Source organism: Stenotrophomonas sp. P5_A8 (assembly GCF_056400545.1).
On record NZ_JBFULB010000036.1, the window covers coordinates 1 to 19,986 of the forward strand.

Sequence of the window (19,986 nt, forward strand, 5' to 3'; positions counted from 1 at the left end):
CAACGGCCCGCTGCGCGAGCACGTGCTGGAGACCGGGCTGGTCGAGCATCTGCGTGCGGATGGTTTCCATTGGAAACCCGACGCAGCGCTGGACTGGATGGTCTGCGATATGGTCGAGCAGCCGCGCCGGGTGGCCGAACGGATGGCGACCTGGTTCCGCGAGGGCTGGTGCAAGCATGCGATCTTCAACCTCAAGCTGCCGATGAAGAAGCGCTGGGACGAAACACGGTCGTGCCTGGACCTGTTCCAGGAACAGGCCGGCAAGCCGCTGGTGGTGCGCGCCAAGCAGCTGTACCACGATCGCGAAGAGATCACGGTGCTGGCCTCGCCGCTGCGCTGACCCACGCCGAAATACCGGTAGAGCCGGGCCATGCCCGGCTGGCCGCGCAACGCGCGGCAATGATCGATACACGCCGGGCATGGCCCGGCGTTACCCCCACGTCAAAAGAACGGAGTTCCCATGCGACCTCGCTCTGCCCCGGTCCTGCTGCTGTCCCTCCTGCCGGCCTTCGCGTGGGCCCAGGTGCACACGCCGTCGCCGGCCATCAGCGAACCGCTCCGCGAAGTGCCGGCCAGCGTGCGCACGCAGGCGCTGTCGGAAGGGCGCGTCACCGAGCAGGTGACCCTGCCCGCCGCCGCGGGCGAAGCCCAGGTGACGGTGCGCTCGGTGCAGCCGGTGAGCGTCGTCGGACAATATCGGTTTGCGTTCAGTACGCTGGATGTGGACGGCGATGGGTTCATCAGCCGCGCCGAGGCCCAGGCCAACCCGGCACTGGCCGATGAGTTCACCGCGCTGGACGTAAAGCGGCGCGGCAAGCTGGATCGCGCCGACCTGGCCGGTTGGCTGGTGGATTGACGCCGCCGGGCACCGGCCGGTACTACAACCCGGCCGCGCGCTTCCAGAACATCGATACCAGCGGCGGCAGCTTGCCCGCGCAGCCCAGCGCGCGACCGCGCGCCAGCGTCAGGTGCATCTCATCGTTGGAGAACACCGTGTTGATCGCATCGAAGCTGTAGGCGGCGACCGTATTCTCGCTGCGCCGTTCGCGCGCCCAGCGCTGCAGCCGGTGCGGCGACATCCAGTCCTGGCGGCGCTGCTGCGCGGCCAGCACCATCGCCTGCAGGGCCGCGACATCGCGCAGGCCGAGATTGACGCCCTGCCCGGCCAGCGGATGCACCACGTGCGCGGCATCGCCCAGGGCCAGCACGCGACCGGCCACATACCCGGTAGCCAGCTGACGACGCAGTGGGAATGCCGCGCGCGGGGATGCCAGCGTCATCGCGCCGAGGCGTCCGGCAAACGCGTTGGTCAACTCACGTCCGAAGGCGGCCTCGTCCAACGCCAGCACGCGTTCGGCCTCGGCCTCGGGCAGGGTCCACACGATCGAGCTGCGGCGCGCGCTGATCGGCAGCACCGCCAGCGGCCCCGTCACCAGGAAGCGCTGCCATGCCGTGGCTTCGTTGTCCTTCTCGCTGTCCACGTAGGCGACCACGCCACGCTGGCCGTAGTCCTGGCGCGTGACCTCCAGACCGGCCAGCCGGCGCAGGGTGGATTCGGCACCGTCGGCGGCGATCGCCAGCGAGGCCTCCAGCCGGCGTCCATCCTCCAGCCGCAGGCGCACGCCGTCGGCGTCCTGTTCCAGCGCGTCTACCCGCGCCGGGCAGCACAGCTGCACACCGGCCGTCGGCAGCGCCGCCCACAACCGATCCACCAGCAGTTCGTTCTCGACGATCCAGCCGAGTTGTTCGCGCCCCAGGGTGTCGGCATCGAAGCGCAGTTCATCGCCACCGCCGGCATCCCACACGCGCATGCGCCGGTAGGCGCAGGCACGCGCGGCCGTGACCGCCGGCCACACACCGAGCGCGGTGAGCAGCTGTGCGTTGTCCGGGGCGAATGCATACACGCGCAGATCCGGTTGTTGCGGCTGCCACGATGACGGCTCGCGGCCTTCCACCAGGGTGACCTCCAGCCCGGCCTCGGCCAGCGCCAGCGCACAGGCCGCGCCGACCACGCCGCCACCGACCACGATCACATCGCGCGCGCGCCGGCTCATGCGCTTACTCCGCGACACAGCGCCGGCACCTGTCCACGGAAGCCCATCGCACCGCCGACCAGCATCGACTGCATCGGCGTGGCCTGTGCTGCAAGCAACCCGAGACTGCGCAGCGGACGCATCAGCGGCGCCGGGTTGCTGGTCAACCGGGCCAGTCCACCGGAGAAGGCGATGGTCTGCTGCCGGTCTTCCTCGCGGCGCGCCACGTACGCCTGCAGCAGTGCATCGCTGCCGGCATCGTCGGCCTCGGCCACCAGCTCGGCCAAGGTCAGCGCATCGCGCAGGCCCAGGTTGAAGCCCTGTGCACCGAGCGGATGGATGGTCTGCGCGGCGTTGCCGAGCAGCACCGCACGTTCGCCGACCAGGGCCTGGGCCAGCACCTGGATCAGCGGATAGGCGCTGCGCGGCCCACTCTCCAGCAGCCGTCCGGCGCGCCAGCCGATCGCCGCCTGCAGGCGCTGCAGCCACGCCGCATCGCCCAGCGCCATGACCGCATCGGCCGCCTCGCGGGCCACGCCATGCACGGCGCCGTAGTGGCGGTCGCCACGCGGCAGCAGCGCGGTGGGGCCGGTATCGGTGAAACGCTCGTAGGCCGTGCCATCCGGCGCACGCGCGCTGCGCACCCGCGAAACGAACAGGGTCTGCTCGAAATCATGCGCGTCCACGCCGATGGCGAGCGCCTCGCGCACGCCGCTGCGGGTACCGTCGGCGCCCACCACCAGCCGCGCCAGCAGACGGCGCTCGCCGTCGTCATCGGCAATGAACACCTCACGATGGCCGTCGACGGTGCCGCCCAGGCGCACGAAGCGCGCCGGACGGTAGCGGGTGAGATGGGCCAGCGACTGCAGCCGGGTTTCCAGCGCCGCGCCGAAATCGCGCGCCACCACCACCTGGCCAAACCACGGCCGCTGGTACTGGGCGGCGTCCATCTGCACGCGGCCGAAATCTCCGGCACGGCTGACGTGGATGCGGGTGATCGCCCCGGTCGCCGATCCCAGCAGCTGCATCACGCCCAGGGCGGTCAAGGCGTTGACCGTGGCTGCGGCAAAGCTGAGGTTGCGCTGGTCGAACACCGCCGGCAGCGTCCCTGCCGGGGTCGCTTCCACCAGCCCGACGTCGCGCCCAACGCGGTCCAGCGCGATGGCCAGGCTCGCACCGACCAGCCCGCCGCCCACGATCACTACATCATGTCGTTCACTCATACCGCCCATGATAAGCCGTCGACCGTTGCGGGCGCGTGCGGCGGCGTGCCGCAGCAGGCGCTAGAATGAACGCTGAACCCCTTCCCGTGTCTGCCATGACCCCCCTTGCCCACCGCGCCTTCGTCCTGTCCGTGCTCGTGCTGCTGATGGCCGCGACCCGGGTAAATCATTTCGCGGCGATCCCGGATGCGTCCTGGGCAGTGTTCTTCGTCGGCGGCTTCTACCTGCGCAGCTGGACCCGCTGGGCGTTCCCGCTGCTGATGGCACTGGCGATCGTGATCGATGTGCTGGTGATCCGCGCCAGCGGCCAGCCGTACCTGCAGCACTACTGCGTGTCGCCCGGCACCTGGATGCTGCTGCCGGCCTACTTCTCGATGTGGGCTGGCGGCATGCTGCTGCGCCAGGGCTACCACGGCGCGCGCTGGAGCACGCTGGGCAAGGCCGCGCTGCTGCTGGTCGGCGCGGTGGCGGTATGCCACCTGTTCGCGCAGGGCGGTTTCTACTGGAGCAGCGACATGGTCGCCAACCCGACGCTGGCCGGCTGGCTGCAGAACTACGCCGACTGGTTCGTGCCGTACCTGCGTACCGCGGCGATCTACGTCGGCCTGGCCGCCGCGCTGCAACTGGCCACCGAACAGGTCGGCAAGCTGCTGCAGGCCCGCCACGACGTGCTGCACTGAGCCGCCGTCGCGATGGGCAACCGGCTTTCGCGCATCTACACCCGCACCGGCGATGACGGCAGCACCGGCCTGGGCGATGGCAGCCGGGTGCCCAAGGACGACGCCCGGGTCAACGCCTACGGCACCGTCGACGAGGCCAATTCGGCGCTGGGCGTGCTGCTGGCGGTCACCCTGCCCGACGACGTGCGGGCGCTGCTCACCACCGTGCAGCACCAGCTGTTCGACCTGGGCGGCGAGCTATGCATTCCCGGCCATGCCGCGATCCAGGCCGCCGACATCGACGCACTGGAAAAGCAGCTGGACCACTACAACGCCGACCTGCCGGTCTTGAAGGAATTCATCCTGCCCGCCGGTGGCGAGGCCGCCGCGCGTTGCCACCTGGTCCGCACCATCGTCCGCCGCGCCGAGCGCGACACGGTGACGCTGGCGCGGCTGGAGCCCGTCCGCGCCGAGGCCATCGGTTACCTCAACCGGCTCTCGGACCTGCTGTTCGTGCTGGCCCGCGTGCTGGCCCGTGCCGATGGCCACGGCGAAGTGCTGTGGCGGCACGAGCGCCGCCACGCCTGAGCGCCCTGGCGCCCCACCGGAACCCCTGCCCGCATGCTGGTCTTTACCCATCCTGCCTGTCTGCAACACGATCCCGGCCGCGGCCACCCCGAGTCCCCGCAGCGCCTGCAGGTGGTGCTGGATGCATTGCATGCGGCCTTTCCGGACCAGCTGGACTGGCGGGAGGCACCGGCCGCCAAGCTCGGTGAGCTGGCCCGCGTACACGACAGCGAGCTGATCGACCTGGTCCTCAAGCCGCAGTCCGAACCGCTGCGGCTGATCGACATGGACACCCTGACCTCGCCCGGCTCGGCCAGCGCCGCCCTGCATGCCGCTGGCGCCGGTGTGGCTGCCGTGGATGCGGTGATGCTCGGCGATGACCCGGTCGCGTTCTGCGCGGTGCGCCCGCCCGGCCACCACGCCACCGCCAGCACCGCGATGGGCTTCTGTCTGTTCAACAACATCGCCGTGGCCGCGGCCTACGCGCGCGACCGCTACGGGTTGGAGCGCATCGCCATCATCGATTTCGACGTCCACCACGGCAACGGCACCCAGGACATCTTCATCGCCGACCCCGGCGTGGCCTACTACAGCACCCACCAGGCCGGCCTGTTCCCCAACTCCGGCCTGCGTCGCGACCGCGGCGCGGGCAACCTGATGAACATCCTGCTGCCCCCGGGCAGCGGCGGCTTCCGCTTCCGCAATACCTGGGCCGACGAGATGCTGCCGGCGATCGATGACTTCCGTCCGCAGCTGCTGCTGATCTCGGCCGGCTTCGATGCCCATCTGCGCGATCCACAGGCCGACCTGATGCTGGAGACCGACGATTTCGCCTGGATCACCGCCGAGCTGCGCAGCCTGGCGCGCCGCCATGGCGGCGGCCGCGTGGTGTCGATGCTGGAGGGCGGTTACGACCTGCAGGCCTTGGCCGAGTGCAGTGTGGCCCACGTCGGCCAATTGCGCTGAGTACCTGCGCGGGCGGCCCCTGCGCATGAACCTGAACCCCCGGCCGGGCAAAGCCTTCATTGCCCCTATGCAAGGGATGGGGCAAGCTACGATCCGTTTTCGCCCGAATCCGACTACCGCGTGCGCCGAGCCCTCCGCCTGCTGCCTCTCCCCCTGAGCATCGCCATCTGCCTGCCGGCCCTGGCCGACGACAAACCGGTGAACTGGGGCCTGTGCCCAGCCACCGACGTCCTGCCTGTGTTCGACGATGCCCCCAAAGCCGACAAGGCTGCTGCCGCCACCCGCGACCAGCAGGACACCGACATCGAGGGGGACCAGCTGTTCGGCACCACCACGGTCCCTCAATACCAGGGCAACGTGGCGCTCAAGCGCGGCGACCAGTTCCTGGGTACCGACCACCTGAGCTTCGACACCGAAAGCGGCAACTACATCGCCGAGGGCAACGTCCGCTACCAGGACTCCTCGATCCGGATGGTGGCCAAGCGTGCCGAGGGCAACCAGGAAGCGGACACCCACAAGATCAGCGACATCAAGTACCAGCTGGTCTCGCGGCGCGGCAACGGCGTGGCCGACTCGGTCGACCTGCAGGGCGCGGTGGGGCAGATGCATCGCTCCACCTACACCACCTGCGATCCGTCCCAGCCGGTGTGGAAGCTGTCGGCGCCGCAGATCGAAGTGGACAACGACGAAGGCTTCGGCACCGCGCGCAACGCGGTGCTGCGGATCGGCAAGGTGCCGGTGCTGTGGGCGCCGTACTTCAAGTTCCCCATCGATGACCGTCGCCAGACCGGCCTGCTGTACCCGCAGCTCGGCCTGTCCGGCCGCAACGGCTTCGACTATGCCCAGCCGATCTACTTCAACCTGGCGCCGAACTACGACGACACCTTGACCCCGCGCTACATGAGCAAGCGCGGGCTGATGCTGAGCAACGAGTTCCGCTACCTGTACGACGGTGGCCGTGGCGAGCTGCAGACCAGCTACCTGCCCAACGACAAGCTGCGTGACCGCGATCGCGGCCAGTTCCAGTTCGGCGGTTACCACAACATCAATACCAACTGGCAGGCCCGTGCCAACCTGGCCTGGGTCAGCGACGAGCGTTATACCGAAGACTTCGCCAACCGCCTGCTCGGGGTGACCGCGTCCAACCTGCAGAGCCAGATCGGCATCTACGGCACCGGTGAAAACTGGACCGGCGGCCTGATGGCCGACTACTGGCAGCTCACCGATTACACCCTGACCGAAGCCGCGCTGCCTTACGCGCGGCAGCCGCGTGCGTTCTTCACCTGGGACAAGCCGCTGCTGCCGTGGCTGGAAACCGGCGTGTATGCCGAGGCCGTGCGCTTCACCCACAAGGACATMAACGGCAAGATCGTCGACGCCGATGGTGAGTACGTGCGCGACGGGACCAGCACCGAGATGTTCGGCGGGTCGCGCCTGGACGTCAAACCGTACGTGTCCATGCCCTTCAGCGGCGCGGCCTGGTATGTGACCCCGACCCTGGCCTACCGCTACACCGCCTATCAGCTGGACCGTGGGCTGGCCGACCAGGTCCGCCGGCAGAACATGACTGCCGAGGAAATCGCCAACGCCACTCCGGAGCAGCTGCGCGGCAATACTTCGCCCACCCGCAGCCTGCCGATCGTCAGCCTGGACGCGGGCATGTTCTTCGACCGCGAAACCACCATCGGCGGCAAGTCGTTCCTGCATACGCTTGAGCCGCGCCTGTTCTACCTGCGCACGCCCTACCGCGACCAGAGCGACCTGCCGATCTTCGACACCCGCGACTTCACCTTCAGCTGGGGCCAGCTGTTCCGCGATTCGCGCTACACCGGCGCCGACCGCCAGAACGATGCCAACCAGCTGACCATGGCGATGAGCACCCGCTTCATCGACCAGACCACCGGCAAGGAGCGTTTCTCGGGCAGCATCGGCCAGATCCTGTACTTCGACGACTCGCGGGTGACCATCAACAACGCGCAGTCGCCGGTGGAACAGGGCAAGTCGGCGTGGATCGCCGATGCCAATTACGCCATCAACGACCGCTGGAACCTGGGCGCCACCTACCAGTGGGATCCCAAGTACAAGCGTGAGGACCTGGCCAGCGTGCGTGCGCGCTACCTGATGTCCAACGACGGCATCGTCAACATCTCCTACCGCCACCGCCTCAACCCCGATGGCACCGACCTGCTCAAGCAGGCCGACCTGTCCTTCCTGTATCCGCTCAGCCCGCGCTGGAGCCTGGTGGGCCGCTACTACTACTCCATCGAAGACAAGAAGCCGCTGGAAATCATCGGCGGCGTGCAGTGGGACAGCTGCTGCCTGGCCGTCCGCGCCATCGCCCGCCGCTACGTGCGCAACCGCGAGGGCGAGCTCAACAATTCCTTCCAGATCGAGTTCGTGCTCAAGGGCCTGAGCTCCATCGGCCAGGACACGGACCGTACCTTGCGCCGTGCTATTCTCGGGTACTACCGAGACGACCTGTATCTCGTGCCGCCCAGCAATACCGGGGCGGACCGTGACGACTATGATCCGAACCTGATCCCATGACCAAGACCCTTCCCGTTCTACTCGCTTCCCTGCTGGCGGTCTCGACCGTCTCCGCACCGCTGCAGGTGCTGGCCCAGCAGAGCCAGCCGCTGGATCGCATTGCCGCCATCGTCGATGAAGACGTGGTGCTGCAGAGCGAACTGGACCGCGCGATCCAGAACATCAAGGCGCAGTACGCCGGGCGCGAGAACCAGCTGCCGCCGGAAGACGTGCTCAGCCGCCAGGTGCTCGAGCGCCTGGTGCTGGTCAAGCTGCAGGTGGCCCGTGCCGAAAGCAGCGGGATCAAGGTCAGCGACCAGGAGCTCAACCAGGCCCTGAACGCGATCGCCCAGCAGAACGGGTCCAACCTGGACGCCCTGCGCCAGCGTCTGGCCCGTGACGGCATCGACTTCAACGACTTCCGCGCCTCGGTCCGCGACGAAATCACCGTGCAGCGCCTGCGCCAGAGTTTCGCGCAGAGCCGCATCAGCGTCAGCGAGGGTGAAGTGGATGCCGCACTGAAGCAGCAGGCCACCGTGGGCACGCAGTACCACCTGGCGCACATCCTGATTGCCCTGCCCGAAGGCGCCACCGCCGAGCAGATCACCACCGGCCAGAAGAAGGCCGATGGCGTCAAGGCACTGCTGGACAAGAACGAGCTGGACTTCAATGCTGCTGCGGTGCGCTATTCCGACAGCCCCAACGCGCTGGAAGGCGGCGACCTGGGCTGGCGCTCGCTGGATGAAATCCCCAATGCGTTCGCGCAGATGATGACCCAGATGAAGGCCGGCGACGTGGTCGGCCCGATCCGCGGCCCGAGCGGCTTCCAGCTGCTCAAGCTGGTGGAAGTGCGTGATGCCAGCGCTGCGGCCGGTGGCCAGACCATCACCGAGTACCACGGCCGTCACATCCTGGTGCGCGTGACCGACCAGCAGGACAACGCCGCAGCCAAGGCCAAGATCGACACCCTGCGTGCGCGCATCGCCGGCGGTGCGGACTTCCAGGAAGTGGCCAAGGAATCGTCCGAGGACACCAACAGCAAGGGCCAGGGCGGCGATCTGGGTTGGTTCCCGGCCGACGCGTTCGGTCCGGAATTCGGCAAGCAGGTCTCCGGCGTGAGCGACGGCGGCGTCAGCCCGCCGTTCCGCACCGATGCCGGCTGGCACATCGTCCAGCGCGTTGCCACGCGCCAGACCGATGCCACGACCGACAACCAGCGCGGCCAGATCCGCGAAACCATTGGTCGTCGCAAGCTGGAAGAAGAGTACAACCGCTTCCTGCAGGAACTGCGTGGCGAAGCCTACGTGAACCTGCGCACCGGCGCCGACAGCACCACGCCGGCCACGCCCGCCACGCCGCCGAAGTCCTGAGGCCTGGCCGGTGATCCCGCAGCTCGCTCTGGTACCGGGCGAGCCCGCCGGGATCGGCCCGGAACTCTGCCTTCGACTGATTCAGCAGCCGCGCACCGATTGCCGGCTGCTGGCCTTCGCAGACCCCGATACCCTGCGTGCGGCCGCCGCCGCGCTGTCGCTGCCACTGCAGCTCCTGCCTGAAGACGCCATCGCCCGCCAGCCGGGCGATCTGCCGTTGCGCGAGATCCGCAATGCCGTGCCGTCCCGCTTCGGCCAGGCCGACCCGGCCAATGCCGGTGCGGTGATCGGCGCGCTGTTGGGGGCCGGCCAGGCCTGCCTGTCCGGTGCGCTGCACGGCGTGGTGACCGGCCCGGTGCACAAGGCCGTGATCAACCAGGGCGGCATCGCCTACAGCGGCACCACCGAACTGCTGGCCGACCAGGCCGGGGTCGAGGTGGTGATGATGCTGGCCAACGACGTCGTGCGCGTGGCCCTGGCCACTACCCACCTGCCCCTGCGCGCGGTCGCCGACGCCATCACCGCCGAGGGACTGACGCGCACCCTGCAGACCGTGCACGCAGCGATGCGGCGCGACTTCGGCATCGCCGCCCCGCGTATCGCCGTGCTCGGGCTCAACCCGCATGCCGGCGAAGACGGCCACCTGGGTCGTGAAGAGCTCGACCTGATCATCCCGCTGCTGCAGCGCCTGCGCGCCGAGGGCATGGACCTGATCGGCCCGCTGCCCGCCGACACCGCCTTTCTGCCGGCCAAGCTGGCCGGTTTCGATGCCGTGCTGGCCATGTATCACGACCAGGGCCTGCCGGTGCTCAAGTACAGCGGCTTCGAACAGGCGGTCAACATCACCCTGGGCCTGCCCTACCCGCGGGTCGCGGTCGACCACGGCACCGCGCTGGACCTGGCCGGCCGTGGCATTGCCGACCCTTCCAGCCTCTTCGCTGCCACCGGCCTGTGTGCCCGGCTGGCGCGGCAACGTACACTGGTGCCATGACTTCACCGTATTCCTCTTCTGCCGCCGGGTTCACCGGACCGGCCAAAAAGCAGCTCGGCCAGCACTTCCTGGCCGACCGCACCTATATCGACCGGATCGTGCTGGCGGTCAACCCGAAGGGCGAGGACCGCCTGGTCGAGATCGGCCCGGGCCAGGGCGCCATCACCCTGCCATTGCTGCGTCGCCATCCACGCCTGACCGTGATCGAGTTCGATCGCGACCTGGTCGGCCCGCTGGCGGCCGCCGCCGAGCCGCTGGGTGAGATGACCATCATCCACCGCGACGTGCTGCAGGTGAACTTCACCGAGCTCGCCGACGGCGGCCAGATCCGGCTGGTCGGCAACCTGCCCTACAACATCTCCTCGCCGATCCTGTTCCATGCGCTGGACCACGCGGCGGTGATCACCGACATGCACTTCATGCTGCAGAAGGAAGTGGTCGACCGCATGGCCGCCGATCCCGGCAGCAAGGTCTATGGCCGGCTGAGCGTGATGCTGCAGGCGTTCTGCAAGGTGACCGCGCTGTTCGTGGTGCCGCCGGGCGCGTTCCGGCCGCCACCGAAGGTCGATTCGGCCGTGGTGCGGCTGGTGCCGCGCGATCCGGCCACGGTCGGCATCCTCGACCGCAAGCGCTTCGCCGATGTGGTGCGGGCCGCCTTCGGGCAGCGCCGCAAGACCCTGCGCAATGCGTTGAATGGCGTCTGCACGCCCGAGCAGTTCGAGGCGGCCGGGGTGCGCAGCGATGCGCGTGCCGAGCAGCTGGACGTGGCCCAGTTCATCGCGCTGGCCAACGTGCCGTGCAGCGACGGCGACGACGTGGCGAAGTAAGCCGCGCGCCGCCGTGCGACCTTGACCGGCCGCACCCACGTAAAACCGCCTGAATTCCATGCCGGGGCGCGCAGCCAGCCTGTGCTGCGCTCACCTCAACGTGCACAACTTTCACTAAACTGCCTGCATGAACGACGCTGCCAATTACGCGATCTCGGTCGAAGTCGCCCCGCGTTTCCTCGACGACCAGTCCACGCCGGAGGACGGCCGCTACGCGTTCGCCTACACCATCCGCATCCACAACCAGGGACGCGTCGCCGCGCGCCTGGTGGCGCGCCACTGGCGTATCACCGATGCCAATGGCCGCATCGAGCATGTCGACGGCGAGGGTGTGATCGGCGAGCAGCCGCGGCTGCGCCCGGGTGAAGACTTCCGTTACACCTCCGGTGTCATGCTGGAGACTGAACACGGCACGATGCAGGGGCATTACGACATGGTGGCAGACGATGGCACCGAGTTCGCCGCCGCGATCGCGCCGTTCGTGTTGACCGTTCCGCGCACGCTGCACTGATGGAGACGCACGCATGAGTGTCTGGGCCATCGGCGACCTGCAGGGCTGCTACGACGTTACCCAGCGGTTGCTGGAAAAGATCAAGTTCGACCCGGCGGTCGACAAACTCTGGTTCTGCGGCGACCTGGTCAACCGCGGGGGGCAGTCGCTGGAAACCCTGCGCCTGGTCCACTCGTTGCGCGAGAGCAGCGTGATCGTGCTGGGAAATCATGACCTGTCCCTGCTGGCGGTCGGCGCGCGCACCGAGGAAGAACAACGCAAGGTCAACCCGGACCTGCTGCGCATCGTGCAGGCCGAGGACCGCGACGTGCTGCTGGAGTGGCTGCGCCTGCAGAAACTGGCACACGTGGACCGCGAACTGGGCTGGATGATGATCCATGCCGGCCTCGCCCCGAAGTGGACCACCCAGCTGGCCGAGAAACACGCCCGCGAAGTGGAGGCACAGCTGCACGGCAGCGGCTACCGCAAGCTGTTCCGCAACATGTACGGCGACAAGCCGAGCTGGTCGCCCGGCCTGGCCGGCTACGACCGTTCGCGCGCGATCATCAACCTGTTCACGCGCATGCGTTACTGCACCCCGCGTGGCCGGATCGGAATCGAGGACAAAGGCACCCCGGGTACGCAGGAACAAGGCCTGTACCCGTGGTTCGAAGTCCCCGGCCGCGCCGAGCGCGACCTCAAGATCGTCTGCGGGCATTGGTCCGCACTCGGCCTGACCATCACCCAGGGCGTGCACGCCATCGACACCGGTGCGGTGTGGGGCGGCAAGCTCACCGCGCTGCAGCTGGACACCGAGGAACTGCGCGTGGTCCAGGTGCCGGGCCGTGACGTGCCCAAGCCGGTTTCCCCGCCGCGTCCGCCGGCACGCCGCCCGGCGGTCGAGGGCGAGCAGAACACTGGCCGACCGCCGCGTCAGGGCCAGCGCCGTGATCGAGGCGCGCGCAACCCGCAGCCGCGCCGCAATCCGGAACCGGCCGGCGACACCGGTGGAAGCACGCCGACGCCTGCATGAGCGGAACCGTGCGGTGGCTGTTGATGGGCCTGCTGGCCACCGTGGGCATTGGCTGCCAACGCGCACCGGATCCGGACACAGCCACGGCCTACCCGCCGGTTGCAGCAAGGACGGCCGATGCCACGGCACCCTCGCCGCCGTTGGTCGCGGCCGCGCGTCGCCAGGTGGGACAGACCGTGCGTTACGACCCGGCCTATACCGTACTGGACTATCCCGGCGGTGATGTCGCGCTCGACCGCGGCGTGTGCACCGATGTGATCGTGCGTGCCTTGCGCAGCCAGGGCCTGGACCTGCAGCAGCGCATCCACGAGGACATGCGCGGGCATTTCAGCGCGTACCCGCCGCTGTGGGGCCTGTCGCGGCCGGATCGCAACATCGACCATCGGCGCGTCCCCAACCTGATGCGCTGGTTCGAGCGCCAGGGCTGGCAACAGTCCATCTCCAGGCGGCCGACCGATTTCGCCGCTGGCGACATCGTGGCCTGGACGCTCAGCGGCAGCGGCCTGCTGCACGTGGGCATCGTCTCGGACCGCCGACACCACGACGGCACGCCCCTGATCCTGCACAACATCGCCCGCGGCACGCAGGAAGAAAACCTGCTGTTCCAGCACACGATCATCGGGCATTACCGACCGCCGGCCTGAGCAGGCAGGCTCGTTCGGCCGTGCTCAGCGCCGGCGGTAATCCACGAAATCAAAGGCAAGTGCGTGCCGCGCATCGGCCGCATGGTGCTCGCGCGCCACCTCGACCCACAGGTCCGGATCCACCGCGGGAAAGTGGGTATCGGCCTGCACCGTCGTGTCCACCCAGGTCAGGTGCAGATCGGTCGCCTGCGCCATCGCCAGCCGGTAAATCTCGCCACCGCCGATCACGCACAGCTCGTCGGCACCGGCCTCGGTGGCGTACTGGAGCGCCTGTTCGATCGACGCCACCGCCTGCATGCCCGCGAACGGCACCTTCCCGCTGCGGGTCAGCACCAGGTTGGGCCGTCCGGGCAGCGCGCGGCCCAGCGATTCCGCCGTCCTGCGTCCCATCAGGATCGGCTTGCCGAGGGTCAGCGCCTTGAAACGCTTGAGGTCGTCCGGCAGCTGCCATGGCAGCTGGTTGTCATGGCCGATGCCATGGTCGCGGTCGAGCGCGGCGATCAGGGAGAGCTTCATGCGCGAGCCGCTCATACCGCCACCGGCGCCTTGATCGCCGGATGCGGGTCGTAACCGTCGATGCGGATGTCGTCGAACTGGAAACCGAACAGGTCGGTCACCGCCGGGTTCAACCACAGCGTGGGCAGCGCGCGCGGTTCACGGGCCAACTGTTCGCGTGCCTGCTCGAAATGGTTCGAGTACAGGTGCGCATCGCCCAGCGTATGCACGAAGTCGCCCACGCCCAACCCGGTCGCCTGCGCCATCATGTGGGTCAGCAGCGCGTAGCTGGCGATGTTGAACGGCACGCCGAGGAAGATGTCACCGCTGCGCTGGTAAAGCTGGCAGCTGAGCTTGCCGTCGACCACGTAGAACTGGAACAGGTTGTGGCACGGCATCAACGCCATCTGCGACAGCTCGCCGACATTCCAGGCGCTGACCACCAGCCGCCGCGAATCCGGATTGCGCTTGATCTCCTCCACCAGCCACTGCATCTGGTCGATGCTGCCGCCATCGGCAGTGGCCCAGCTGCGCCACTGCTTGCCGTAGATCGGACCGAGATCGCCATCGGCATCGGCCCACTCGTCCCAGATCCGCACCTGGTTGTCCTTGAGGTACCCGATGTTGGTATCGCCCTTCAGGAACCACAGCAGCTCATGGATGATCGAGCGCAGGTGCAGCTTTTTGGTGGTCACCAGCGGAAAGCCGTCGGCCAGGTTGAAACGCATCTGCCAGCCGAACACGCTGCGCGTGCCGGTGCCGGTGCGGTCGGACTTCTCGGTGCCGTGCTCCAGCACGTGCTGGAGCAGGTCCAGATACGCCTTCATGCGCGGGCCCCGGCGGCGACCGGCAGCACCGGCTGCAGCACCGGCGCGCGGCGCGACAGCGCCAGCAGCACCAGACCGAAGGCCACCAGCGGCAGGCTCAACAGCTGGCCGCGGGTGAACCAGTCGAAGGCGAGGTAGACGCCGTTGTCGGGCATGCGCACGAACTCCACCGCAAAGCGGAAGATGCCGTACATCAACGCGAACAGACCGGAGATCACGTAGCGATGGCGCGGCTTGGCCGACACCGCCCACAGCACCACGAACATCACCAGGCCTTCCAGCAGCGCTTCATACAGCTGCGAGGGATGACGGGCGTACGGGTTGAGCGCGCCGGTGGCGAACTGTTCTTTGAGCGTGGCCAGGTCCAGCCCGTTCAACGGCGCCGGCAGGCCACTGGGAAACACCACGCCCCAGCTGCCATCGGTGTACTTGCCCCACAGTTCGGCGCCGATGAAGTTGCCGATGCGGCCAAAGCCCAGCCCCAGCGGCACCAGCGGAGACATGAAATCCAGGGTGTCGAACAGGTGCAGGCGGTGCTTGCGCGACCAATACCACGAGGCGAACAGCACGCCCAGCAGGCCACCATGGAAGCTCATGCCGCCATCCCACACCTTGAACAGCAGCAACGGGTTGTGCAGGAAATCAGACAGCGCATAGAACAGCATGTAGCCCACGCGCCCGCCCACCACCACGCCGAGCATGGCGTAGAACAGCAGGTCGGAGAACCCGTTGGCGTCCACACCGGGCAGCCTGCCCGCTGCGATCCGCCGGCGCCCCAGCCACCAGGCCGCGGTGAAGCCGAGCAGGTACATGATGCCGTACCAATGCACCTTGATCGGCCCGAGCGAGATGGCGATGGGGTCGATATCGTGGAAATAGATCATGGGCGATGCCTTGCAGGTAAGCGGCTATTCTCGGCCCAGCAGGCCGCCACCTCAACCAAGCAGCTGCGGGGTGTTCGGCAGGCCGTCATCCTGGGACCCGGGAACGGGCGGATAGTGCCCGGCCAGCAACGTGGAGACCTCCTCGATCGCCTGCAGCACGCCGTCCTGCAGATCGCCCTGGCGCAGTCGTTGCTGCAGGTGCGCGCAAATCTCCTGCCACTGTGCCTCGCCGATGCGACCACGCAGGCCCCGGTCGGCGACCAGCTCGATGGCGTGGTCGGCCAGCAGCAGGTAGATCAAGACGCCGTTGTTGTGCTCGGTATCCCAGGTCCGCAGCTGGGCGAAGGCGTGTTCGGCACGCTGGCGCGGGCTGAGCCCTTGCCACAGCGCCAGCCACGGCAGCTCGGCTTCGACGGCGAACATCACCTGGCCACCATGTCGGCGTTCGCCGGCAGTGATCGCCTCGGTGATGGCCTGCAGTCGTGCCGGCGGGAACGTACGCCGCACGGACGGTGAGAACACATGTCGCCACCAGCGCATCACCAGCCCCCCGAGGCGCCACCGCCTCCCGAACGTCCACCGCCGCCGCCCCAGCCGCCACCGCCGCCGAAACCGCCGCCGCCTCCAAAGCCGCCGCCACCGCCCCAACCGCCGCCCCCCCACCCGCCACTGCGGGCGAAGGCGCCGGCCCGGCCCGAGGACAGGCCGACGACCAGGCCGATCAGGCCAGCCAGGCCACTGGCCAGCCACAGCGAGGTGAACAGGAACGCCGCCACGGCCGCGCCGCCGCCGCCGAGCAGCGCGCGCACCGGGCGCGGCAGCCAGCCGAGGATGGCGCGCAGGAAACTGCCGACGAAGAAACCGATCACCAGGGCGAAAGTCCAGCCGTCGCCATCGGGGTTTGGCGTCGCACGGTGGGTGCTGACTGGCGCGGGCAGTGCCTCGCCATCGATCAGCTTGACCAGCGCCGCACTGGCGTCGGCCAGACCGCCGGCATAGTCGTTGTCGCGGAAGCGCGGGGCGAGATATTCCTGGATCACGCGGTTGGCGATTGCATCGGGAATGGCACCTTCCAGGCCGTAGCCCGGCTCGATGCGGACCCGGCGATCATCCTTGGCCACCACCAGCAGCACGCCATCGTCCACGCCCTTGCGGCCGATCTTCCACTGCTCGAACACTCGCTGGGTGTACTGCTCGATGGTCTCCGGCGCGGTGCTGGGCACCATCAGGATCTGCAGCTGGCTACCCTTGCGCTGCTGCAGCGCCAGCGCCTGCGCTTCCAGCGCCTGCACCTGCGCCGCATCCAAGGTGCCGGTGGTATCGACCACCGGCGAGTGCATCGGCGGAATCACCGCATCGGCGGCCTGCGCCCACGCCGGCAACGCCAGCCACAGGCAGACCAGCAACAGGCCACGCAGCAGACCGATGTTCACCGCCTCAGTGCGCCGGGGCTTGCTGCGGCTGCGGTGCCGGGGCGGGCGCGGGGGCCGGCGCAGGGGCCTGCGAACCGAACTTCACCGCCGGCGGCTGCGAGATCTGCGCTTCGTTGTCCACGGTGAAGTTGGGCTTGACCGCATAGCCGAAGATCTTGGCGGTGATCACCTGCGGGAACGAGCGGATGTAGGTGTTGTAGGCCTGCACCATCTCGATGTAGCGACCGCGCGCCACGGTGATGCGGTTTTCGGTGCCTTCCAGCTGCGCCTGCAGGTCGCGGAAGCCCTGGTCGGACTTGAGGTTCGGATAGTTCTCGGTGACCACCAGCAGACGCGACAACGCGCCGCTCAGTTCGCCCTGGGCCTGCTGGAACTGCTTGAGCGACGCGGCGTCGTCCGCGTTGACGTTGATCTGGCCCACGCGCGAGCGCGCATTGGTCACATCGGTCAGCACCTGGCGTTCCTGGTTGGCATAGCCTTCCACGGTCTGCACCAGGTTGGGGATCAGATCGGCGCGGCGCTTGTACTGGTTGAGCACTTCGGCCCAACCGGCCTTGACCTGCTCATCCTTCTGCTGGATGGCGTTGTAGCCACAGCCGGACAGCAGGGAGGCCAGCACGGCCAACAACAACAGGCGGGAGAACGATCGCATGGCCGGCTCCGGATCTCGATGAACGGGATCCGGAGCATGCCACGTTTGCGGTAAAGCCCGCGTAACCACCCACGCCCCCTCAGTCAGGGGCTGCCGCGTTCGCTTACCAGTTGCCGGCGCCCGGCACGTGGTTGGCCACCGCGCGGCGGCGCATCAGCAGGTTCAGCCATTCCACCAGCACCGAGAAGCCCATCGCGGCGTAGATGTAGGGCTTGGGCACGTGCACGCTCAGGCCGTCCAGGATCAGCACCACGCCGATCAGCAGGATGAAGGCCAGGGCCAGCATCTTCACGGTCGGGTTGGCGTCGATGAAGCGGCCCAGCGGGTTGGCGGCCAGCAGCATTACCGCCACCGACAGCAGGATCGCAGCGACCATCACCGGGATGTGGTCGGCGATGCCGACGGCGGTGATCACCGAATCCAGCGAGAACACGATGTCGATTACCGCGATCTGGGCGATGACCATGCCGAACACGGCCGAGGCCTTGGTGGTGGTCGGGTCGGCGTCGTCGCCGCCGGAGATCAGCTCGCGGATCTCCATGCTGCCCTTGATGATCAGGAACAGGCCGCCAAGGATCAGCACCAGATCGCGGATCGAGATGCCCAGACCGGCGACGGTGAACAGGTTCTGCTCCATGTGCGCCAGGTAGGCCAGCGACACCAGCAGGGCGATGCGGGTGATGCAGGCCACGGCGATGCCGAGCTTGCGCGCGAACGGACGGCGCGCTTCGGGCAGCTTGCTCACGGCGATGGAGATGAAGACCAGGTTGTCGATGCCGAGCACGATTTCCAGCGCGCTCAGCGTGAACAGGGTCAACCAGACGTTCGGGTCGGACAGCAACTCAAGGGACATGGGCGTGGATCCTTACAAGGGGGAATGAGCGGGGGGCCGCTCAGAAAAATCGCGGCAGCAGGACAAGGCCCCAGCACAGCAGCACGTTCATCATCAGCACGAACACCGCCGCCGAGCCCATGTCCTTGGCGCGGCCAGCCATCTCGTGGAATTCGCTGCCATAGCGTTCGATCACCGCTTCGATGGCGGAGTTGGCCAGCTCCATGGCCAGCACCAGCAGCATCGAGCCGATCATCAGGGCACGCTCGACCGGGCTCTGGCCCAGCCACAGCGCGACCGGGGCCAGCACCACCAGCAGGTAGACCTCCAGGCGGAACGAGGACTCGTGCAGCCAGGCCGCACGCAGGCCCTGCCAGGACCACACGGCGGCCTTGAAGATGCGCTTGGGGCCGCGCGGCATGTGCCCGATTTCATCAGCCACGGCTGCACGCTCCGTATTGCGGGCCGGGCCGGGACGTGGGGAACAGCACGCAGCGAGGGGTCATGGGCAGGGCTGAATGGGCAGGCAATCCGTCATTTTGCCACAAGCCTGCCGGCGCATCGTCGAAGGCGGCCGGGCCGCTGCCGTGGTAATGGGCGTTGCCGGGTGGTGGAACCGGGGGGTCACTGCCTCGCCAGCGCGGGTAAAGCAGGGCCTGGCGTCAGCTTCTATGATGGGGTTCAACCGATCCAGGCGCCCCGATGGGCGCGTTGCCGAGGAGTCTGCCCATGCATTACCGCTGCACCCGCCCCCTGCTGCTCGCCCTGGCGCTGGGCGCCGCCCTGCCCGCCTTTGCCCTGTCACCGCCCGCGCCCCCGCAGGTGCCGGCGCAGGTCTCCAACGTGGCCTGGGCGCAGGACATGGCCGACTTCGCCAAGGCCGATGCGGCCACCCCGCCGCCGCGTGGCGGCATCGAGTTCATCGGCAGTTCGTCGATCCGGATGTGGCACAGCCTGGCGACCGATTTCCCGGAGCAGCCGGTGTTCAACCGTGGCTTCGGCGGTTCGGAGGTGCGCGACAGCACCTGGTACGCCGGCCAGATCGTGGTGCCGTACGCGCCGTGCAAGGTGTTCTTCTACGCCGGCGACAACGACCTCAACAGCGGGCGCACGCCGGTGCAGGTGCGCGACGACGTGGTGGCCTTCGTGCAGCGGGTGCATCGCGACCTGCCGACGACGACGGTGGAGGTGATTTCGATCAAGCCCAGCCCGTCGCGCGCGCAGCTGCTGCCGGCCGTGGTGGAGGCCAACGGGCTGATCCGGCAAGCGCTGGCCAAGCTGCCGCAAACCGGCTTCACCGATGTCTACACGCCGATGCTGGGCGCTGACGGACAGCCGCGTGCGGCGTTGTTCCGCGAGGACATGCTGCATATGACGCCAGAGGGGTATGCGATCTGGCGGAAGGCGCTGGCGCCGAAGGTGCAGTGCGAGTGACGCGCGGTTTGCTGCGGGTGGGACGGGGCGGGTGAGGCCGCGGGGCACGCTGCAAGTACATCCCTGTAAGCTCCTGAGCCGCATCCATGCGGCTCAAGGG

The 19,986-nt window shown here is 68.1% G+C and carries 22 protein-coding genes and 1 pseudogene; 13 read left to right on the forward strand and 10 right to left on the reverse strand.

Features of this window, described 5'->3' with window-relative positions:
• Positions 1–340: pseudogene (locus tag AC1DQP_RS04545) on the forward strand (23S rRNA (cytidine(2498)-2'-O)-methyltransferase RlmM); the annotation flags it as partial.
• A gap of 120 nt (positions 341–460) precedes the next feature.
• Positions 461–856 carry an EF-hand domain-containing protein gene (locus AC1DQP_RS04550; RefSeq protein ID WP_457319856.1) on the forward strand — a complete coding sequence of 132 codons (396 nt, stop codon included), beginning with the start codon at positions 461–463 and terminating at the stop codon, positions 854–856.
• A gap of 22 nt (positions 857–878) precedes the next feature.
• Here AC1DQP_RS04550 and AC1DQP_RS04555 read toward each other — a convergent pair whose 3' ends face one another.
• Together AC1DQP_RS04555 and ubiH are read right to left on the reverse strand one after the other, a co-directional pair.
• Entirely contained in the window at positions 879–2,054 is a 1,176-nt protein-coding gene (locus AC1DQP_RS04555; protein WP_478051172.1) for a UbiH/UbiF family hydroxylase, read from the reverse strand.
• Complete coding sequence (ubiH, locus tag AC1DQP_RS04560) at positions 2,051–3,256, reverse strand: 2-octaprenyl-6-methoxyphenyl hydroxylase (RefSeq protein ID WP_478051173.1); 1,206 nt, start codon at positions 3,254–3,256, stop codon at positions 2,051–2,053. Before ubiH ends, AC1DQP_RS04555 begins: the two co-directional genes overlap by 4 nt.
• Before the next feature lie 95 nt (positions 3,257–3,351).
• Here ubiH and AC1DQP_RS04565 point away from each other — a divergent pair, with 95 nt between their 5' ends.
• The 10 genes from AC1DQP_RS04565 to AC1DQP_RS04610 all read left to right on the forward strand — a co-directional run bounded on the left by AC1DQP_RS04565 (position 3,352) and on the right by AC1DQP_RS04610 (position 13,329).
• Positions 3,352–3,936: a hypothetical protein gene (locus tag AC1DQP_RS04565; protein WP_457318425.1), complete on the forward strand. Its 585-nt coding sequence runs from the start codon at positions 3,352–3,354 to the stop codon at positions 3,934–3,936.
• 12 nt (positions 3,937–3,948) lie between these two features.
• Complete coding sequence (locus AC1DQP_RS04570; RefSeq protein WP_478051174.1) at positions 3,949–4,503, forward strand: cob(I)yrinic acid a,c-diamide adenosyltransferase; 555 nt, start codon at positions 3,949–3,951, stop codon at positions 4,501–4,503.
• Between the two features lie 33 nt (positions 4,504–4,536).
• Entirely contained in the window at positions 4,537–5,448 is a 912-nt protein-coding gene (locus AC1DQP_RS04575; RefSeq protein WP_256774958.1) for a histone deacetylase family protein, read from the forward strand.
• 120 nt (positions 5,449–5,568) lie between these two features.
• Positions 5,569–7,995, forward strand: a complete 2,427-nt coding sequence (gene lptD, locus AC1DQP_RS04580; RefSeq protein WP_478051175.1) for an LPS-assembly protein LptD — start codon at positions 5,569–5,571, stop codon at positions 7,993–7,995.
• A complete protein-coding gene (locus tag AC1DQP_RS04585; protein WP_457318428.1) occupies positions 7,992–9,344 on the forward strand; it encodes a peptidylprolyl isomerase in 1,353 nt (450 codons plus the stop codon). The genes lptD and AC1DQP_RS04585 overlap by 4 nt, the downstream gene beginning before the upstream one ends.
• 10 nt (positions 9,345–9,354) lie before the next feature.
• Positions 9,355–10,335, forward strand: coding sequence for a 4-hydroxythreonine-4-phosphate dehydrogenase PdxA (gene pdxA / locus AC1DQP_RS04590; protein ID WP_457318429.1), 981 nt, complete (start codon positions 9,355–9,357; stop codon positions 10,333–10,335).
• Positions 10,332–11,162: a 16S rRNA (adenine(1518)-N(6)/adenine(1519)-N(6))-dimethyltransferase RsmA gene (rsmA, locus tag AC1DQP_RS04595; RefSeq protein WP_457318430.1), complete on the forward strand. Its 831-nt coding sequence runs from the start codon at positions 10,332–10,334 to the stop codon at positions 11,160–11,162. The genes pdxA and rsmA overlap by 4 nt, the downstream gene beginning before the upstream one ends.
• Before the next feature lie 127 nt (positions 11,163–11,289).
• Positions 11,290–11,673: a Co2+/Mg2+ efflux protein ApaG gene (apaG, locus tag AC1DQP_RS04600; protein WP_256774953.1), complete on the forward strand. Its 384-nt coding sequence runs from the start codon at positions 11,290–11,292 to the stop codon at positions 11,671–11,673.
• A 13-nt stretch (positions 11,674–11,686) separates the two neighbouring features.
• Complete coding sequence (locus AC1DQP_RS04605) at positions 11,687–12,685, forward strand: symmetrical bis(5'-nucleosyl)-tetraphosphatase (protein ID WP_256774952.1); 999 nt, start codon at positions 11,687–11,689, stop codon at positions 12,683–12,685.
• Entirely contained in the window at positions 12,682–13,329 is a 648-nt protein-coding gene (locus tag AC1DQP_RS04610) for a DUF1287 domain-containing protein (RefSeq protein ID WP_457318432.1), read from the forward strand. The genes AC1DQP_RS04605 and AC1DQP_RS04610 overlap by 4 nt, the downstream gene beginning before the upstream one ends.
• A 24-nt stretch (positions 13,330–13,353) precedes the next feature.
• On the opposite strand, the gene AC1DQP_RS04615 is transcribed toward AC1DQP_RS04610, so the two are convergent.
• The 8 genes from AC1DQP_RS04615 to AC1DQP_RS04650 form a co-directional block, all read right to left on the reverse strand.
• Positions 13,354–13,845, reverse strand: a complete 492-nt coding sequence (locus AC1DQP_RS04615) for a dihydrofolate reductase (RefSeq protein ID WP_478051176.1) — start codon at positions 13,843–13,845, stop codon at positions 13,354–13,356.
• 11 nt (positions 13,846–13,856) lie between these two features.
• Entirely contained in the window at positions 13,857–14,651 is a 795-nt protein-coding gene (locus tag AC1DQP_RS04620; protein ID WP_478051177.1) for a thymidylate synthase, read from the reverse strand.
• Positions 14,648–15,535 carry a prolipoprotein diacylglyceryl transferase gene (lgt, locus tag AC1DQP_RS04625; protein WP_256774948.1) on the reverse strand — a complete coding sequence of 296 codons (888 nt, stop codon included), beginning with the start codon at positions 15,533–15,535 and terminating at the stop codon, positions 14,648–14,650. The genes AC1DQP_RS04620 and lgt overlap by 4 nt, the downstream gene beginning before the upstream one ends.
• Before the next feature lie 51 nt (positions 15,536–15,586).
• Complete coding sequence (locus tag AC1DQP_RS04630) at positions 15,587–16,075, reverse strand: TPM domain-containing protein (RefSeq protein WP_256774947.1); 489 nt, start codon at positions 16,073–16,075, stop codon at positions 15,587–15,589.
• Positions 16,075–16,962 (reverse strand): TPM domain-containing protein, encoded by an 888-nt coding sequence (locus tag AC1DQP_RS04635; RefSeq protein ID WP_256775025.1) that lies wholly within the window; start codon positions 16,960–16,962, stop codon positions 16,075–16,077. Before AC1DQP_RS04635 ends, AC1DQP_RS04630 begins: the two co-directional genes overlap by 1 nt.
• 10 nt (positions 16,963–16,972) lie before the next feature.
• Entirely contained in the window at positions 16,973–17,620 is a 648-nt protein-coding gene (locus AC1DQP_RS04640) for a LemA family protein (RefSeq protein ID WP_457318435.1), read from the reverse strand.
• A gap of 103 nt (positions 17,621–17,723) precedes the next feature.
• Positions 17,724–18,473 carry a TerC family protein gene (locus tag AC1DQP_RS04645; protein ID WP_256774945.1) on the reverse strand — a complete coding sequence of 250 codons (750 nt, stop codon included), beginning with the start codon at positions 18,471–18,473 and terminating at the stop codon, positions 17,724–17,726.
• A 40-nt stretch (positions 18,474–18,513) separates the two neighbouring features.
• Positions 18,514–18,894 carry a diacylglycerol kinase gene (locus AC1DQP_RS04650; protein WP_256774944.1) on the reverse strand — a complete coding sequence of 127 codons (381 nt, stop codon included), beginning with the start codon at positions 18,892–18,894 and terminating at the stop codon, positions 18,514–18,516.
• A 287-nt stretch (positions 18,895–19,181) separates the two neighbouring features.
• Between AC1DQP_RS04650 and AC1DQP_RS04655 the strand changes: the two genes are divergently transcribed.
• A complete protein-coding gene (locus AC1DQP_RS04655) occupies positions 19,182–19,886 on the forward strand; it encodes an SGNH/GDSL hydrolase family protein (protein ID WP_457318437.1) in 705 nt (234 codons plus the stop codon).
• Positions 19,887–19,986: the final 100 nt, after the last annotated feature.

What these genes read in the sequence shown, in the direction of transcription:
- AC1DQP_RS04550 (WP_457319856.1), top strand. Translation starts at nt 461, where the DNA reads ATGCGACCTCGCTCTGCCCCGGTCCTGCTGCTGTCCCTCCTGCCGGCC.
- AC1DQP_RS04555 (WP_478051172.1), bottom strand. Translation starts at nt 2,054, where the DNA reads ATGAGCCGGCGCGCGCGCGATGTGATCGTGGTCGGTGGCGGCGTGGTC.
- ubiH (WP_478051173.1), bottom strand. Translation starts at nt 3,256, where the DNA reads ATGAGTGAACGACATGATGTAGTGATCGTGGGCGGCGGGCTGGTCGGT.
- AC1DQP_RS04565 (WP_457318425.1), top strand. Translation starts at nt 3,352, where the DNA reads ATGACCCCCCTTGCCCACCGCGCCTTCGTCCTGTCCGTGCTCGTGCTG.
- AC1DQP_RS04570 (WP_478051174.1), top strand. Translation starts at nt 3,949, where the DNA reads ATGGGCAACCGGCTTTCGCGCATCTACACCCGCACCGGCGATGACGGC.
- AC1DQP_RS04575 (WP_256774958.1), top strand. Translation starts at nt 4,537, where the DNA reads ATGCTGGTCTTTACCCATCCTGCCTGTCTGCAACACGATCCCGGCCGC.
- AC1DQP_RS04585 (WP_457318428.1), top strand. Translation starts at nt 7,992, where the DNA reads ATGACCAAGACCCTTCCCGTTCTACTCGCTTCCCTGCTGGCGGTCTCG.
- rsmA (WP_457318430.1), top strand. Translation starts at nt 10,332, where the DNA reads ATGACTTCACCGTATTCCTCTTCTGCCGCCGGGTTCACCGGACCGGCC.
- apaG (WP_256774953.1), top strand. Translation starts at nt 11,290, where the DNA reads ATGAACGACGCTGCCAATTACGCGATCTCGGTCGAAGTCGCCCCGCGT.
- AC1DQP_RS04605 (WP_256774952.1), top strand. Translation starts at nt 11,687, where the DNA reads ATGAGTGTCTGGGCCATCGGCGACCTGCAGGGCTGCTACGACGTTACC.
- AC1DQP_RS04610 (WP_457318432.1), top strand. Translation starts at nt 12,682, where the DNA reads ATGAGCGGAACCGTGCGGTGGCTGTTGATGGGCCTGCTGGCCACCGTG.
- AC1DQP_RS04615 (WP_478051176.1), bottom strand. Translation starts at nt 13,845, where the DNA reads ATGAAGCTCTCCCTGATCGCCGCGCTCGACCGCGACCATGGCATCGGC.
- AC1DQP_RS04620 (WP_478051177.1), bottom strand. Translation starts at nt 14,651, where the DNA reads ATGAAGGCGTATCTGGACCTGCTCCAGCACGTGCTGGAGCACGGCACC.
- lgt (WP_256774948.1), bottom strand. Translation starts at nt 15,535, where the DNA reads ATGATCTATTTCCACGATATCGACCCCATCGCCATCTCGCTCGGGCCG.
- AC1DQP_RS04630 (WP_256774947.1), bottom strand. Translation starts at nt 16,075, where the DNA reads ATGCGCTGGTGGCGACATGTGTTCTCACCGTCCGTGCGGCGTACGTTC.
- AC1DQP_RS04640 (WP_457318435.1), bottom strand. Translation starts at nt 17,620, where the DNA reads ATGCGATCGTTCTCCCGCCTGTTGTTGTTGGCCGTGCTGGCCTCCCTG.
- AC1DQP_RS04645 (WP_256774945.1), bottom strand. Translation starts at nt 18,473, where the DNA reads ATGTCCCTTGAGTTGCTGTCCGACCCGAACGTCTGGTTGACCCTGTTC.
- AC1DQP_RS04655 (WP_457318437.1), top strand. Translation starts at nt 19,182, where the DNA reads ATGCATTACCGCTGCACCCGCCCCCTGCTGCTCGCCCTGGCGCTGGGC.